The sequence below is a fragment of the Bradyrhizobium sp. UNPF46 genome (genome assembly GCF_006658625.1).
Lineage (GTDB): Bacteria > Pseudomonadota > Alphaproteobacteria > Rhizobiales > Xanthobacteraceae > Bradyrhizobium > Bradyrhizobium nitroreducens.
In genome coordinates this window covers 147,158-161,776 of sequence record NZ_LFJB01000010.1, presented here as the reverse complement: position 1 = coordinate 161,776, position 14,619 = coordinate 147,158, and the positions used below count along the sequence as shown (strand labels likewise).

Below are 14,619 nucleotides of genomic sequence, written 5' to 3'. Positions count from 1 at the left end.
GTTTTCGAGCGAAGTGGACACCGGTTCGCGTGAAGAAAACGCGTCAAAACAAGAATCTAGAGCTTCGGTTCTGATTCAATCAGAACATAAAATGCTCTAGAGCCGCTTGATCGCGACGACCTCGCTGCCGGCCTTCCTGATCCGGACGATGGCCGGCTCGATCGGTTCGATTACCGTCGCCATGTGATGCGCATTGGCGTGAACCATGGTGCTGGCATCGCGGACGATGGCGACATGTCCCTTCCAGAAAATCAGATCGCCGCGCTGCAAGCTGCCCCGTTCATGCGGCTCCAGGGCGCGGCCGAGCCCGGCCAGCTGCATGTCGCTGTCGCGCGGGCAGCCGATCCCAGCCGATGTCAGCGAGACCTGGACGAGACCGGAGCAATCGATGCCAAGACTGCTCTTGCCGCCCCAGAGATAGGGCGTGCCGACGAAGCGCTCGGCGACCGCGACAAAATCAGGCTCGCGATGATCGAGCGGGACGAGATGCGTCTTCGGCAGATATCGTCCCTCGTGCGTCACGGCGAAGCTGCCATCCTCGCGAGCGACGGCGAGCCTGGATCCCATCACCAGCGTCTCGGCCGGCGGCAGCTTGATCGAGGGGCCGGGGAAGGCGAATGTCCGCAGCGCGCTGACCACATGGGTTGGCGTGGCCAGGGGTTTCACGAGCGCCGCTTCCGGCAGCCAGCCGACATAGCCGTCGCCATTGAGCTGGCCCCACGCCCAGCCTTCGCCATTGCGGTCGTAGACCGTGACGCGTTCGCCGCGCAGGGCCTCCGTCATCAGCATCGCGTTCGACGAGGGCTGCTCGCGCACCGGCGCGACCGGCTCGGCCACCTCGAATTCCTCGCCGGTGACGTAGCGATCCGCCTCGACCTTGCCTTCGAGATATTTCGCGGCGAGGTCGCCTCGGGCCGGAGTTATTCGCGGATCATGCATAGCGCTCGCTCAGCAAGGTGTAGATGGCGCGCGCGGCCTGGCACTCGCCGCCTTCGGGTCGCGCCGGCTTGGCCGACGGCGTCCAGCCGTAGATGTCGACATGAAGCCAGCTGCCGGCATGCTCGACGAAGCGTTGCAGGAACAGTGCGCAGGTGATCGAGCCGGCAAAGCCGCCTGACGGCGCGTTGGTGATGGTGGCCGTCTTGGAATCCAGCCACGCATCGTAGGGCGGCCACAGCGGCATGCGCCACAATGGATCGTTCTCCTTCGCCGCGCAGCGCGCGACATCGGCGGCAAGGGCCTCGTCATTGGTGTAAAAGGGCGGCAGATCCGGTCCCAGCGCGACGCGCGCGGCGCCGGTCAGCGTGCCCAGATCGATCAGCAGCTCGGGCTTCTCCTCGTCGGCCAGCGCCAGCGCGTCGGCGAGCACCAGGCGGCCCTCCGCATCGGTATTGCCGATCTCCACCGTGATGCCCTTGCGCGAGGTGAAGATATCGAGCGGGCGGAAGGCATTGCCGGCGACGGCGTTCTCGACGGCCGGGATCAGCACGCGCAGCCGCACCTTCAGCTTCGCGTCCATCACCATGCGCGCCAGCGCCAGCACATTGGCGGCGCCGCCCATGTCCTTCTTCATGATCAGCATGCCGCTCGACGGCTTCAGGTCGAGCCCGCCGGTGTCGAAGCAGACGCCCTTGCCGACCAGCGTCACCTTGGGATGAGCAGGATCGCCCCAGCCGATGTCGATCAGCCGCGGCGCGCGGCTGGAGGCCATGCCGACGGCGTGGATCAGCGGGAAATGTTTCTCCAGCTCAGCGCCGATGGTGCAGGCAAAGCTCGCCCCGAATTCGGCGGCCAGCGCTTGCGCGGCAGCGGCGAGCTCGTCCGGGCCCATGTCGTTGGACGGCGTGTTGATGAGGTCGCGCGCGAACATCGCGGCGTCGGCGATCCGCTCGATCCCGGCGGCATCGACGCCGTCGGGCGGCACCAGCCGGACGTCGGGCCTGTCAGCCTTGCGGTAGCGCGCGAAGCGGTAGCACCCCAGTGCAAAGGCGAGCGCCGCCAGCCGTACATCGTGAGGTGCATTGGCAAAGCGATAGGTGCCCGGTGGCAGAAGCCCGGGCAGGGCGCCGGGCCGGAACAGATCACGCGACCTCGCACCCTCGTCTTCGAGGCCGAACAGCACCTGCGCCACTGCGCCGTCGGGCGCAGGCAGCGCCAGATAGGCGCCCGGCTTGGCGGTAAAGGCACATGCCGTGGCGAACTGCCGCTGCTGCGGCGGCAGCTGCTCGGCGACCTGATCCCAGCTCGATTTGGTGACGAAGAGGATCGGGATGGCGGTGGATGAGGTTTCGAAGACAGAAGGCATTGGCGGGTCCGGATCGTCGGATCAAACGGGGCATGCGAACGGACGAGACTTCGCAGAGTTTCGCTGCGGCCGCAATCGGCTTTGCTGTCACCGTTCAGCGAGCCGCTACTCGCAGCAAGGCGCTCATGCTAGGTTCCGGCAACGGTCGCCGGGGATGAGAGTTCGGGCGGCCGACGACAAAGCGCGCCGGGAGGACATGCAATGGAATTTGTGTGGAGCGTGGTCACATTCATCGGCCAGGCCATCGAGGTGATCTTCGGCTATGTCGAGCATCACCACTGGATCTTCGCGTTCCTTGCCGGTGGCTACGTGTTCTATCTCCACGACCGATCCGTCCACGCGCGGTTCGATGCGCTCGACAGGCGTATCGACGAAATCCGCAAGCGGCTCGCCATCGAGTATTGAGGTCGGAGCTGCCGAGGCATCCGAATGAGCAGGTGAGGGCGCCCGCCTCGATCGCGGCTTCGGCGGCGGGCATCGCAAGCCTCGCCGCGAGACGTGCGGCTCGGGGGCGTTAACCGGCCGTTAGGGTTAACAGTCTATTGCTGGCGCGTTCGGCTCGATCAATCGGCTCGAGAGTCAAAGCGTCATGCGTCAACGGTTCAGTCTTGCCCGGCTTCTTGCGTCCACGTCGATGGTCGCGGCGGTGGCCATGGGCCTCGGCGGCTGCACGGCCATGTCGAAACTCTCCGATGTGACGGGCTCGATCGGCGGACCCCGCGCGGAGGCGCCTCCGGCCGACCGCGCGCCCACCGATCCGGTGCGCGCCGTCGAGGTCTATGGCGAGCGCTACCGCGCCAATCCCAAGGATGCCGACACCGCACTCGCCTACGGTCAGGCGCTGCGCGCCAACGGCCAGCGCGCCCAAGCCGTCGCCGTGCTCGAACAGGCGACGATCGCCAATCCGGGCAACAAGGCGCTGCTCGCCCAGTACGGCCGCGCCCTCGCCGACAACGGCAATTTCCAGCAGGCCTACGACGTCCTGTCGAAGGCGCATTCGCCTGACAATCCGGACTGGCGCCTGCTCTCGGTGCAGGGCACCGCGCTGGACCAGATGGGCCGTCACGAGGAGGCGCGCTCCTATTACACGACCGCCCTCAAGATCGCGCCGGGTGATCCTGGCGTGCTCTCCAATCTTGGCCTGTCCTACATGCTCTCGAGAGACCTGCCGAAGGCCGAAGAAGCGCTGCGGCAGGCCTATGCCTCACCGCGTGCGAGCGGCCGGGTGCGGCAGAATCTCGGCCTGGTCGTCGGTCTCCAGGGCCGCTTCGCGGAAGCCGAGACCATCGTCAAGGCGGATCTGCCGCCGGATCAGGCTGCGGCCAATGTCGCCTACCTCAAGGAAATGCTGAACCGCAACGACAATCAGCGCGGCGCACCGAAGCGCACGCCGGTTGCCGCGCTCAGCCAGGGCGACTGATCAAATCCGATTTTGCCGTCTTGCAGCCGCGCGGTTCCCGCGCGGCGCGCCTGCGTTCCCGTCACTGCATCTCGCTGATCTTGATGCCGGTCGGCCCGAGAATGACCACGAACAGCACGGGCAGAAAGAACAGGATCATCGGCACCGTCAGCTTCGGCGGCAAGGCGGCAGCCTTCTTTTCGGCCTCCGTCATGCGCATGTCGCGGTTCTCCTGCGCCATGACGCGCAAGGAATGACCGAGCGGGGTGCCGTAGCGTTCCGCCTGCTGAAGTGCCAGACACACCGACTTGACGCCCTCGAGCCCGGTGCGCCGGGCCAGATTCTCGTAGGCGACCTTGCGATCCTGCAGATAGGACAATTCGGCCGTGGTGAGCGTGAACTCCTCCGACAACGCGATCGACTGGCCGACGATTTCGGTGGCGACCTTCCGGAACGCCATCTCGACCGACATGCCTGACTCGATGCAGATCAGCAGCAGGTCGAGCGCGTCCGGAAAGGCGCGCTTGATCGAGAGCTGGCGCTTGGAGATCGCGTTCCGCAGGAACAGCATCGGCGCCTGGAGGCCGAGATAGGCCGCGCCGATGCAGATGCCGATCTTGATCGGCATCGACTGCTCCATATGCGCGATCAGGAACACATACACGATCGAGCCGATGAACAGCACGATCGGAGCGACCATGCGGGCAAACAGGAAGGTGATGTAGGGCGCCTGACCGCGGTAGCCCGCCATGATGAGCTTGTCGCGCGCGGCTTCCTGCGCGAGCCATTTGGTGAGGTTGAAGTCCTCGACGACCTTGGAGACGATCTGTTTCGGCGTCTGGCGCAGCGTGACCTTTTCGTTCTTGTGCAGGCGCTCACGCTCGCGCTGCCGGATGCGCTCGCGCTCGCTCGCCACCGCCTTCATGCGCTTGGAGAGTCCCTCGCCGGCGAACAGCGGCATCACCAGCGTATAGACGGTGGCGCTGGCGGCAATGGCCGCCAGCAGCATGGTCATGAAGCGGACGTCATGTAGCTTCGCAACGAGAAATTCGACCATACGGCACCGTCAGAAATCGAAATTGATCATCTTCTTCATCACCATGATGCCGATCGACATCCAGACGACGCAGCCGACCAGCATCAGCTGGCCGGTGGGGTGAGTCCAAAGCAGCGAGATATATTGCGGTGTCGTGAGGTAGACGAGGAACATCACGATCGGCGGCAACGAGCCGATGATGCCGGCCGAGGCCTTGGCTTCCATCGACATCGCCTGGATCTTCTCTCTCATCTTCTTGCGGTCGCGCAGCACCTTGGAGAGGTTGCCGAGCGCTTCGGAGAGGTTGCCGCCCGACTTCTGCTGGATCGAGACCACGATGCCGAAGAAATTGGCCTCCGGCAGCGGCATGCGTTCGTAGAGCCGCGAGCAGGCCTCGCCGAGCGGCATGCCGATCGCCTGCGTCTCGATGATCGCCAGGAATTCGCTGCGCAGCGGTTCGGGCGAATCGGCTGCGACGACCTTGATCGATTCGAACAGCGGCAGGCCCGCCTTGATGCCGCGGACGATCACGTCGACCGCGTCCGGCAGTGCCGCCAGGAACTTGGTCTCGCGCCGCTTCTTCAGGAAGCTCAGCGCCCAGCGCGGAAGGCCGAAACCGCCGGCAAAGGCGAGGCCGACAGCGCCAATCAGGCCGCCGCCGGCGAACAGGGCGACCGCGAAGAATGCGGCGGCGACGACAGCCGACACGATCCAGAATTTCTGCGGCGTCCAGTCGAGCCCCGCCTGCGACAGGCGGACGGTGAGCGGCACGCTCTTCTCCTGCAGGCGTCGCGCCTCCAGATCCTTCAGCGTGGTCTCGACCTGCTCGCGGCGCGAGCGCTGGGTCTTCTCGGCTTGACGGGTCGTGGGCGCCTCGGCGCGCGAGATCGAGGCGCGGCGGCTTTCGGCCTTTCGTTCCCCCGACAGCAGCGGATAGAGGAAGACCCAGGCGATGCCGCCGACCGCTGCCGTGGCGAGGAATGCGAGGGCGAGAACTTGCATGTTCATGGCGACCTGCTCACGTCTTCGGCGTGACTTCCGCCGCGTCCAGCGCAGCGGCAAGGCGTTTTTCGTCGCCGTAATAGCGGGCGCGTTCCCAGAATTTCGGCCGGCCAATGCCGGTCGAGCGGTGACGGCCGATGATCTTGCCGTTGGCGTCCTCTCCGACCATGTCGTAGAGGAAGATGTCCTGGGTGATGATGGTGTCGCCTTCCATGCCCATCACCTCGGTGATGTGGGTGATGCGGCGGGAGCCGTCGCGCAGGCGCGCCGCCTGGACGATGACGTCGATCGAGGCGCAGATCATCTCGCGGATGGTCCGCGAGGGAAGCGAAAAGCCTCCCATCGTGATCATGGATTCGCAGCGCGACAGGGCTTCGCGCGGGTTGTTGGCATGCAGGGTGCCCATCGAGCCGTCATGGCCGGTGTTCATGGCCTGGAGCAGGTCGAACGCCTCGGGTCCGCGGACTTCGCCGACGATGATGCGTTCGGGGCGCATACGCAGGCAGTTGCGCACCAGTTCGCGCATGGTGACCTGACCCTCGCCCTCGATATTGGGCGGGCGGGTTTCCAGCCGCACCACGTGGGGCTGCTGGAGCTGGAGCTCGGCGGCGTCCTCGCAGGTGATGATGCGCTCGTCGTGCTCGATGTAATTGGTCAGACAGTTGAGCAGCGTGGTCTTGCCCGAGCCGGTACCGCCGGAGATCAGCACGTTGCAGCGGACGCGGCCGATGATCTGGAGGATCTCGGCGCCTTCCGGCGAGATCGCGCCGAACTTGACGAGCTGATCAAGCGTCAGCTTGTCTTTTTTGAACTTGCGGATGGTGAGCGTCGGGCCGTCGATCGACAGCGGCGGCACGATGGCGTTGACGCGGGAGCCGTCGGCGAGGCGCGCGTCGCAGATCGGAGAGGATTCGTCGACGCGCCGGCCGACCTGGCTGACGATGCGTTGACAGATGTTGAGCAGCTGCTGGTTGTCGCGGAAGCGGATGCCGGTGCGTTGGATCTTGCCCGCGACTTCGATATAGACGGTGTTGGCGCCGTTGACCATGATGTCGGCGATATCGTCGCGCGACAGCAGCGGCTCGAGCGGACCGTAACCCAGAACGTCGTTGCAGATGTCGTCGAGCAGCTCTTCCTGCTCGGCGATCGACATCACGATGTTCTTGATCGCGATGATCTCGTTGACGATGTCGCGGATTTCCTCGCGCGCGGATTCCGAGTCCAGCTTGGCGAGCTGGGCGAGGTCGATCGCCTCGATCAGCGCGCCGAAGATGGTGGCCTTGACCTCGTAGTAATTGTCCGAACGCCGGCTCTCCATCGGCGGAGGCGGCGGAGCCTTGGCAGGGGCAAGCGGCGGTGAGGCGACGGCCGGCGCCGGGGCGCGCGACACCGTCGGCGCCGGAGCCTGGGCAGGCTCGGGCGACACGGCGCCGGGCTTGGGCGCCCGAAGGTCGGTGTCTGTTCCGCTACGCTTACCGAACACTTAACAACTCCACGCGGGCTATTTTCCCCGCAACTTGTCAATCAGGGGTGAAAGCAGGGACGACTTTTGCTTCTTGGTCTCGCTGCGGCCGGTCAGGCGCTGGGCGATCTGAAGGAACATCTCTATCGACTTGTGGTTGGCGGAAATCTCCGCGATCATCTGGCCGTTGTTGGCGGCCGAGCCGAAGATCTGGGGCTCGAACGGGATCGAGACGATCGGCTGGCTCTCGATCGCCTTGGCGAACTCCGTGGCGGCGATTTCGGGCCGCTTCGGCACGCCGACCTGGTTCAGGCAGTAGAGCGGCGGCCGGTCGTTGGGGCGCGCGGCCTTCAACAGATCGAACAGGTTCTTGGCATTGCGCAGATTGGCGAGGTCTGGGGCGGCCACGATCAGGATGTCGTCCGCTCCGATCAGGGCGCGCTTGGTCCAGCCCGACCATTGATGCGGAATGTCGAGCACGATGCAGGGCATGGTGGAGCGCAGCGTATCGAACACGGAATCGAAGGCGTCGGTACCGAAATCATAGACGCGGTCGAGGGTTGCCGGCGCCGCCAGCAGGCTGAGATGGTCGGTGCATTTCGACAGCAGGCGGTCGATGAAGGCGGTGTCGACGCGATCGGGCGAGAACACGGCGTCGGCGATGCCCTGCGGCGGATCCTGGTTGTAGTCGAGACCGGCGGTGCCGAAGGCGAGGTCGAGATCGGCGACGACGGCATCCATCGCAAGGTCACGGGCGATCGCCCAGGCGACATTGTGGGCGATGGTGGAGGCCCCGACGCCGCCCTTGGCGCCGACCACGGCGATGATGCGGCCGACCGCCTTGGCTTCCGGTGCCGAGAACAGGTTGCAGATCGAGCGCACGACGTCGATCGCGCCGACCGGCGCGAGCACGTAGTCGCTGACGCCGCGGCGCACCAGCTCGCGGTAGAGCATGACGTCGTTGATGCGGCCGATCACGACCACGCGGGTGCCGGCATCGCAGACGGTGGCGAGTTGGTCGAGCCCGCTCAAGAGATCGTTGCGGCCGTCGCTCTCGAGCACGATGACGTTCGGCGTCGGAGCCGAGCGGTAGGCTTCGATCGCGGCCGCCATGCCGCCCATCTGGATCTTCAGATGGGCCTTGCCGAGGCGGCGATCCTCGCCGGCCGACTGGACCGCGGCCGCGGTTTCCACGGTCTCGCAGAAAGCCTGGACCGAGACGCGCGGCGCGGGCGCAATATGCTCCTCGACCGGCGGAGGAGTTGCATCCGGCTGCTCTTCGTGTGTCTGGCGGGCGTAGCTGATCATTTGCCGGTGTCGCTGAGTTTGGCCTTGTCGGCCTCAGGATAGGTGACTGCCGTCGACGTTCCCTTGCGATACTTCTCGAAGGCCGCCGTGCGCCGTATCGTGTAGGAAGGCGTCTCGGGCCGCGGCTGCTCGAGGTCCGACGGATTGTCGACCATGGCGGCGAGATTGCGCTGATACGCGCAGCCGTAATTGTAATAGTCCTTGTTCTCGAACCAGCTCTTGTTCTTCATCGAAGGACCGATGTCCTCCGGCCACAGGCCGCAGGGACCCGCGACCGCGGCGATCTTGGAATAAGTGAGCCGGATCGGCGGCAGGAAGCGCTTGTCGTCGGGCTGGTAGGGGCGAACGTTGACGCCGCGCGGCGGAACGCCTGCGCCCGCCAGCATCGCCTGGATTTCCCGCATCGTATCTGCGACCGGACGCGCATTGGGCGTGCCGGACGGTACGTCGATGCGGATGGCGCCCGTGCCTTCGTGCAACCATGCCGACGCGACGCCCATCACGTCCGCGCGCTGGGCGGCGGTCAATCCGCCGCGCGCATGGCCGACGAAGACGACGATCGAACGGTTCTGCTCCTCGATCGCGATCGGATGGCGCTGCTTGTAGTCGTCGGGAATGGAGGCGGTGACGACTTCGTTGTGCTGGCAGCCGCCGAGCGCGAGCGTCAGGCCGACGAGCGCGCCACCGAGGCGGACGGCGCCTTTGCGAAGCTGGGGTGGTCTTGTGATCATCGTGAAGTCCCCGTTCCGCCTCAATCGGTGATGAAGCCGTAGGTGCCGCGGTAGTTCTTGGCCGGTTCGGTCCGGCCGGGCACGCCGTAGAGGCGGTTGATGTTGCCGATCAGCTGGGCCTGCGGATCCGGTGGCGGGGCGAAGCCGTCATCCGGCCGCGACAGGTCCTTCGGCGCCACCGCGCGAACGACATACGGCGTCACGATCACGACCAGCTCGGTCGCGTTGTTGACGAAGTCGCGGCTGCGGAACAGCGTGCCGAGGATCGGAAGCTGCATCAGTCCCGGCAGTCCGCTGACGGCCTGCTTGGTCTGCTGCTGGATCAGTCCGGCCATCGCCATCGCGCCGCCGGAGGGAATTTCCAGCGAGGTCTCCGCGCGGCGGGTTCTGATCGAGGGCACCGTCAGCGAGTTCACCGACGTCGAGGTCACGGCCTGCGACAGCGTGATTGCGTTCTCGTTCGACAGCTCGGAGACTTCGGTCATCACGCGCAGGCTGATCTTGCCCTCGCTCAGCACCACGGGGGTGAAGTTGAGCGAGATGCCGAACTTCTTGAAGCTGATCTGGGTGGTACAGACATGCGTGGTGGGGTCGCACGCATAGCCTGCCGGGACCGGGAATTCACCGCCGGCAATGAACGTCGCCGATTCGCCGGAGATCGCGGTCAGGTTCGGTTCGGCCAGAGTGCGGATCACCCCCGCGGTTTCCATCGCGCGCAGGGTGGCCTGCACCGTCGGCGCGCCGCCGAACTTCGTCGTCAGGTTGTTGCCGTCGACGAGGTTCTTGCCGAGCGCCGTGAACGGATTGGAATTGGTGAAGCTCACCACCGACGTGCCGTAATTGAGGTTGGCGGTGAGGTCGATGCCGAGCTGCTTGACGATGCTGCGCTGGACTTCCGCCACCGTCACCTTGAGCATGACCTGATCGCGGCCACGCACGACGATCGAATTCAGCACCTTGTCGGAGCCGCCGGCCAGGCGCGCCGCGAGATCGTTGGCCTGCTGTGCCTCGAGCGGATTCGCCGCCGTGCCGGTCAGGACGACGCCTTCTCCCAGTCCGTCGATCTGGATGTCCGAATTGGGCAGGACCTGCTTCAGCGCGGCCCGCACGCCGTTGAGGTCGCGCTTGACCGCGATGTCATAGGCGGCAATCTGCTGACCGGCGGAATCGAAGAACACGATGTTGGTCTGGCCGACCGTGGCGCCGATGATGTAGGCGCGCTGGGCCGAGCGGACCACGGCATTGGCGATCTTGGGATCGGCGACGAGCACGTCCTTGATGTCGCGCGGCAGGTCGATCACGATGGACTTGCCGACGCCGAGCGAGAGGAAGCGCGCGTTCATCTGGCCGTCCGCCGCGGCCGGCGCCACGGGACGGTAATCGGCGGCGACCACGGGGGTCAGCACCGGGTTGAGCGCCAGCGCGAGAGCGGCAGAAAACGACAGGGCGCGAACCATGGAGGTTCGCAACGTCGCCAAATTCACCCTGTTTTTCATATCGACTGTCTTCATCGTGCTTTCGCCGTCTGACTTGGAATGCCGTAGCGAATGATCGAAATGCCGTCCCGCTTCTGTGCGGAATCGTCGAGCGTGATTTCGCTCATCTTGATGTCCACGATGCTGCGCAGTGCCAGCGACAGCGTGCCGCTCTGGCGGGCCGCGGAAAGCGTCGCGGTCTGCGCGGGATTGAGCTCGAGGGTGACGGTCTTGCCGACCACCGCGTTCTGGCCGTCCTTCTCCTTCGGCGCCTGGTCGATGGCCAGGACTCGGATATTGGACAGGATGATCTCGGAGGTGACGATGTCGGGAGCGCCGTTGGCCTGGTCCGGATTCTTCAGCCGGCGCGTGAGCAGGACGTCGACGCGATCGTTGGGCAGGATGAAGCCGCCCGCACCGGTCTCCGGCGAGATCTCGGTCGAGATCGCCCGCATGCCGGTAGGCAGGATCGCCGCCATGAAGCCTGAGCCTTCGGGCTTGACCAGCTTCTGGTCGCGGATCGGCTCACCCTGAATGAAGGGAGATCGCGCGATCGAACCGGTGACCTGGGTCGCGCCCTCGGGACGCTCGTTGCGGCGGATGAAGGTGGCGCTGGCGGTCGCAGCCGGCCAGGTCTGCCATTGCACGTCTTCCGGCTTCACGGTCTGGCCGAGGCCGATGTCGTTCTTGGCCACGAGAACGTCGACGGTGGGAAGCTGCGCGACCGGAGCCACTGGGGGCGGCGCAGAATTGTCCGAGCCGCTCGCCAGGTACGCGGCGACGCCGCCGGCGCAGATGGCGACCGTCAGGACGACAATGCGTGCCCTATTCATACGCTTCACTTTCCACAAGACGCCGCGACGCTGCCGCCGCCGTAATCGGCAGTTGACCAGCTATTCGTCAAAGCATGGTTAATGAGGCGTATCTAAATCGCCTTAACGCAGGGTTACCCGTGCGTTCAGCGCAGTGCGAGATGAGCGAGGTCGATCGCCTTCACCCATTCGGTCTCCGGGTAGACCATCAGCGCGCTCAGCGCGAGCGCGATGCCATAGGGGATGCCGCTCTCCTTGGCGTGCAGCCGTGCGAGCCAGGCCTGACCCGCCAGCCCGTAGGGCAGCGGCCATTGCCGGAACTGGAGCAGGAGCAGCGTCAGCGCGCCGCCGAACAGCGAAGCGTAGAGCAGGAAGTTCATCAGTTGCGTGAAGCCGAACCAGAGCGCGACGGAGGCGGCAACCTTGGCATCGCCGCCGCCGACCCAGCCCATCGCGAAGCAGGCGAAGGCCACGACCAGCAGAAGCGCCCCGGCACCGACGTGGGCAAGCACCTCGTAAGGTGCCATGCCACCGGCAAGGGCAAGCGCGAAGAAGCCTGTGACCAGCGCCAGCGACACCCGATTCGAGATCGTCATGGTGAAGAGATCGCTCGCGGCGGCGAACGCCATCAGGGCCGGGAAGAGCAGAAGGCGCGCAAGGTCGAGGATCATGGGCTGCGTCTTGAGGCCTGGTTTTGCCGCGGGAACTGGCGTCGCCGGATGCTAGCCCGCAGTGCTAAACAAACCGACAACGGCCCGAAGGGACGTGCGGGACCGAAGCCGGCGGAACGCGTGTTCACCAGAGGCTGGCAATGCGTGCAGCGAGCGCGACCGTTGCAAGCAGCAAGGCAAGGCAGACCCAGTAGACCGGCGATGCGGCCTGCGCCCCTGCCTCGTTCGCCGCGACCGCGGCATCGGTACTGTACTTGCGCAACGCCACTGGAACTCGCCGTCTTCAGAAAAGCAAAGGCCCCGGAGGTCCGGGGCTTTTGCCGTCGTCCGGTGACCTGCTTACTTCAGCGAAGAGCTGATCGAGGTGAACTTGGTGTTCAGCGTGGTGCCGAGATTGTTGACGACGGTGATGATGGCCAGCGCGATGCCGGCGGCGATCAGACCGTATTCGATGGCGGTGGCGCCGGATTCATCCTTCGCGAAACGCGCAATCAAGTTCTTCATGAACAAAACTCCATCTGGGGTGGGATCGCCTCGTTCGGCGCCGTCTTTGACCCGATGACCATGATAGCCGAGCTCTTTCGGCGCGGTTAATTCGATCGAGCAAACCCGGCTCTGGCGCGATGCTTTGGCGCAGAGTGAATTTCGCCTTAAGACGGCGCCTGCAAATCGTTCCGGTTCCGGATGCACCGCCGGCGCGGCGGTCGCTTCATCCTCCCTTAAATTTCGCGGAGTACGCCTAAGGGCACGGAATCCGCGGAGAGAGGCGACGATGTCGAGCCTGCCCATGCTAGTCGCCCTGATGATTGGCGAGACCATCATCAAGGTGATCCCCGTCACCTTCGTGCTCGCGGCAGTCTTCACGGTGCTCGAGCATTTCTGGGCCTGCAATCCCGGCGCGCCGTGGTGGCGCAAGCGCGAGATCATCACAGACATCTGCTATTGGTTCTTCGTTCCGGTCTTCGCCCGAACGATGCGGATCGGACTTCTGATCGTCGGCGCCGGCGTCGTCTTCAACATCCATGACGCCGACGGGCTCATCGCCTTCTACGACAACGGCCACGGTCCGCTGTCGGAGCTGCCGCTGTGGGTGCAGGGCGCGCTGTTCCTGGTGCTGTCTGATTTCATGCTCTATTGGGTGCACCGGCTGTTTCACGGCGGTGGCTTCTGGAAGTATCACGCCGTCCATCATTCGTCGGTGGAGATCGGCTGGATTTCGGCGGCCCGCTTCCATCCCGTCAATCTCGTGCTCGGCACGATCAGCGTCGACGTCGTGCTGCTGATGGCCGGTATCTCCCCGAACGTCATGATCTGGGTCGGCCCTTTCACCACCTTCCATTCGGCCTTCGTGCACGCCAACCTGAACTGGACCTTCGGACCATTCAAATACCTGCTGGCGACGCCGGTGTTCCACCGGTGGCACCACACCTCGCTCCAGGAGGGCGGCGATACCAATTTTGCCGGAACGTTCCCGATCTGGGACGTGCTGTTCGGCACCTTCCGCATGCCGGAAGGGCAACTGCCGCAGGATTACGGCAAGGACGAAGCGACCATGCCGAGGGAGTTCGGCGGCCAGCTGGCCTATCCGTTCCGCCAATAGGGCGGAAATTCGGGGGCGCAAATATCCAGTCCGTTCAAACAATCGCCGGCGAATTTGCGGAACGTTCATGAATTAAAGGCAGGTTAGCCGGGTCGGGCACCGGCTCCGCTGTCATCTGTTCGCTTCTGCCGGTTTGTGACGTCCCGGGGGTAAGAGTATGCGTAAAGAGTTGCTGCGCCGTCAGGCGCGCGTCTGTCTTCTGGTTGCCGCCGCCGTGTTGGCATCGCCGGCGGCCGGTCTGGCCGAACCCACAGCCGATACCATTGCCGTCAGCGTCGACCAGGCCAAGCTGGTGCGACTGCCCGGCAAGGTGGCGACCATCGTGGTCGGCAATCCCCTGATCGCCGACGTCACGCTCCAGCCCGGCGGCATGATCGTCGTGACCGGCAAGGGCTACGGGGCCACCAATTTCATCGCGCTGGACCGGGCCGGCGAGATCCTGGTCGACCGCCAGATCCAGGTCGAAGGTCCAAGCGACCGGCTCGTCACGGTCTATCGCGGGGTCGAGCGCGAGTCCTACAGCTGCATGCCGCTTTGCCAGCGTCGGGTGACGCTCGGCGACAGCGACGCCTACTTCAACAACACGATGAGCCAGGCCGGTTCGCTGAGCAACAATGCCAGCGGCAACGCCGGTGCGGGCGCCAAGACCAACTGACCGGACCGACTGCGCCTGAACACGCCCTAGCGTTTCCGCGTCAGGGCGACGTCTCTCTGCGCGTCGTCTTCTCCCGCCGGCGTGTGCGGTTAACGCATCCTTAACGGTGCGGTTGGAGGAGCGTGAATCGCCTGCAACACTTAAACAATCAGTTTTAGCTAAT

At 65.0% G+C, this 14,619-nt stretch carries 16 protein-coding genes; 4 read left to right on the top strand and 12 right to left on the bottom strand.

Annotated elements, in window-relative coordinates; translation table 11 throughout:
- Positions 1-96 precede the first annotated feature (96 nt).
- Positions 97-939 (bottom strand): C40 family peptidase, encoded by an 843-nt coding sequence (locus UNPF46_RS06505; protein WP_100176088.1) that lies wholly within the window; start codon positions 937-939, stop codon positions 97-99.
- Entirely contained in the window at positions 932-2,305 is a 1,374-nt protein-coding gene (locus UNPF46_RS06500) for a leucyl aminopeptidase family protein (protein WP_142249464.1), read from the bottom strand. Before UNPF46_RS06500 ends, UNPF46_RS06505 begins: the two co-directional genes overlap by 8 nt.
- Positions 2,306-2,506: 201 nt before the next feature.
- Between UNPF46_RS06500 and UNPF46_RS06495 the strand changes: the two genes are divergently transcribed.
- Positions 2,507-2,710: a hypothetical protein gene (locus UNPF46_RS06495; RefSeq protein WP_100176090.1), complete on the top strand. Its 204-nt coding sequence runs from the start codon at positions 2,507-2,509 to the stop codon at positions 2,708-2,710.
- Between the two features lie 184 nt (positions 2,711-2,894).
- On the top strand, positions 2,895-3,725 hold the full coding sequence (locus UNPF46_RS06490) for a tetratricopeptide repeat protein (RefSeq protein ID WP_142249463.1): 831 nt from the start codon (positions 2,895-2,897) through the stop codon (positions 3,723-3,725).
- A 61-nt stretch (positions 3,726-3,786) separates the two neighbouring features.
- Here UNPF46_RS06490 and UNPF46_RS06485 read toward each other — a convergent pair whose 3' ends face one another.
- From UNPF46_RS06485 to UNPF46_RS06445, 10 genes are all read right to left on the bottom strand, one after another.
- On the bottom strand, positions 3,787-4,761 hold the full coding sequence (locus UNPF46_RS06485; RefSeq protein ID WP_100176092.1) for a type II secretion system F family protein: 975 nt from the start codon (positions 4,759-4,761) through the stop codon (positions 3,787-3,789).
- Between the two features lie 9 nt (positions 4,762-4,770).
- The gene (locus UNPF46_RS06480; RefSeq protein WP_100176093.1) at positions 4,771-5,748 is read right to left on the bottom strand and encodes a type II secretion system F family protein; all 978 of its coding nucleotides are present in this window, start codon (positions 5,746-5,748) and stop codon (positions 4,771-4,773) included.
- A 10-nt stretch (positions 5,749-5,758) separates the two neighbouring features.
- Positions 5,759-7,225 carry a TadA family conjugal transfer-associated ATPase gene (locus tag UNPF46_RS06475; protein ID WP_100176094.1) on the bottom strand — a complete coding sequence of 489 codons (1,467 nt, stop codon included), beginning with the start codon at positions 7,223-7,225 and terminating at the stop codon, positions 5,759-5,761.
- A gap of 18 nt (positions 7,226-7,243) precedes the next feature.
- Positions 7,244-8,512, bottom strand: coding sequence for a CpaE/TadZ family protein (locus UNPF46_RS06470; protein ID WP_100176095.1), 1,269 nt, complete (start codon positions 8,510-8,512; stop codon positions 7,244-7,246).
- A complete protein-coding gene (locus tag UNPF46_RS06465; RefSeq protein WP_100176096.1) occupies positions 8,509-9,243 on the bottom strand; it encodes a CpaD family pilus assembly protein in 735 nt (244 codons plus the stop codon). Before UNPF46_RS06465 ends, UNPF46_RS06470 begins: the two co-directional genes overlap by 4 nt.
- A gap of 20 nt (positions 9,244-9,263) precedes the next feature.
- On the bottom strand, positions 9,264-10,739 hold the full coding sequence (locus UNPF46_RS06460) for a type II and III secretion system protein family protein (RefSeq protein ID WP_174719291.1): 1,476 nt from the start codon (positions 10,737-10,739) through the stop codon (positions 9,264-9,266).
- 11 nt (positions 10,740-10,750) lie between these two features.
- Complete coding sequence (gene cpaB / locus UNPF46_RS06455; RefSeq protein WP_174718833.1) at positions 10,751-11,551, bottom strand: Flp pilus assembly protein CpaB; 801 nt, start codon at positions 11,549-11,551, stop codon at positions 10,751-10,753.
- Positions 11,552-11,676: 125 nt separating this feature from the next.
- Entirely contained in the window at positions 11,677-12,201 is a 525-nt protein-coding gene (locus UNPF46_RS06450; RefSeq protein WP_142249462.1) for an A24 family peptidase, read from the bottom strand.
- 124 nt (positions 12,202-12,325) lie between these two features.
- On the bottom strand, positions 12,326-12,463 hold the full coding sequence (locus UNPF46_RS37320) for a hypothetical protein (protein WP_174718668.1): 138 nt from the start codon (positions 12,461-12,463) through the stop codon (positions 12,326-12,328).
- Positions 12,464-12,540: 77 nt separating this feature from the next.
- A complete protein-coding gene (locus UNPF46_RS06445; protein ID WP_097660093.1) occupies positions 12,541-12,705 on the bottom strand; it encodes a Flp family type IVb pilin in 165 nt (54 codons plus the stop codon).
- Between the two features lie 268 nt (positions 12,706-12,973).
- On the opposite strand from UNPF46_RS06445, the gene UNPF46_RS06440 reads away from it, so the two are divergent.
- A complete protein-coding gene (locus UNPF46_RS06440) occupies positions 12,974-13,801 on the top strand; it encodes a sterol desaturase family protein (RefSeq protein ID WP_100176099.1) in 828 nt (275 codons plus the stop codon).
- Positions 13,802-13,958: 157 nt separating this feature from the next.
- Positions 13,959-14,456, top strand: coding sequence for a pilus assembly protein N-terminal domain-containing protein (locus UNPF46_RS06435; protein ID WP_100176100.1), 498 nt, complete (start codon positions 13,959-13,961; stop codon positions 14,454-14,456).
- Positions 14,457-14,619 lie beyond the last annotated feature (163 nt).

Coding starts and splice junctions, on each gene's coding strand:
- UNPF46_RS06505 (WP_100176088.1), bottom strand. CDS start 939: ATGCATGATCCGCGAATAACTCCGGCCCGAGGCGACCTCGCCGCGAAA.
- UNPF46_RS06495 (WP_100176090.1), top strand. CDS start 2,507: ATGGAATTTGTGTGGAGCGTGGTCACATTCATCGGCCAGGCCATCGAG.
- UNPF46_RS06485 (WP_100176092.1), bottom strand. CDS start 4,761: ATGGTCGAATTTCTCGTTGCGAAGCTACATGACGTCCGCTTCATGACC.
- cpaB (WP_174718833.1), bottom strand. CDS start 11,551: ATGAATAGGGCACGCATTGTCGTCCTGACGGTCGCCATCTGCGCCGGC.
- UNPF46_RS06500 (WP_142249464.1), bottom strand. CDS start 2,305: ATGCCTTCTGTCTTCGAAACCTCATCCACCGCCATCCCGATCCTCTTC.
- UNPF46_RS06445 (WP_097660093.1), bottom strand. CDS start 12,705: ATGAAGAACTTGATTGCGCGTTTCGCGAAGGATGAATCCGGCGCCACC.
- UNPF46_RS06435 (WP_100176100.1), top strand. CDS start 13,959: ATGCGTAAAGAGTTGCTGCGCCGTCAGGCGCGCGTCTGTCTTCTGGTT.
- UNPF46_RS06450 (WP_142249462.1), bottom strand. CDS start 12,201: ATGATCCTCGACCTTGCGCGCCTTCTGCTCTTCCCGGCCCTGATGGCG.
- UNPF46_RS06460 (WP_174719291.1), bottom strand. CDS start 10,739: ATGAAAAACAGGGTGAATTTGGCGACGTTGCGAACCTCCATGGTTCGC.
- UNPF46_RS06440 (WP_100176099.1), top strand. CDS start 12,974: ATGTCGAGCCTGCCCATGCTAGTCGCCCTGATGATTGGCGAGACCATC.
- UNPF46_RS06490 (WP_142249463.1), top strand. CDS start 2,895: ATGCGTCAACGGTTCAGTCTTGCCCGGCTTCTTGCGTCCACGTCGATG.
- UNPF46_RS06465 (WP_100176096.1), bottom strand. CDS start 9,243: ATGATCACAAGACCACCCCAGCTTCGCAAAGGCGCCGTCCGCCTCGGT.
- UNPF46_RS06470 (WP_100176095.1), bottom strand. CDS start 8,512: ATGATCAGCTACGCCCGCCAGACACACGAAGAGCAGCCGGATGCAACT.
- UNPF46_RS06480 (WP_100176093.1), bottom strand. CDS start 5,748: ATGAACATGCAAGTTCTCGCCCTCGCATTCCTCGCCACGGCAGCGGTC.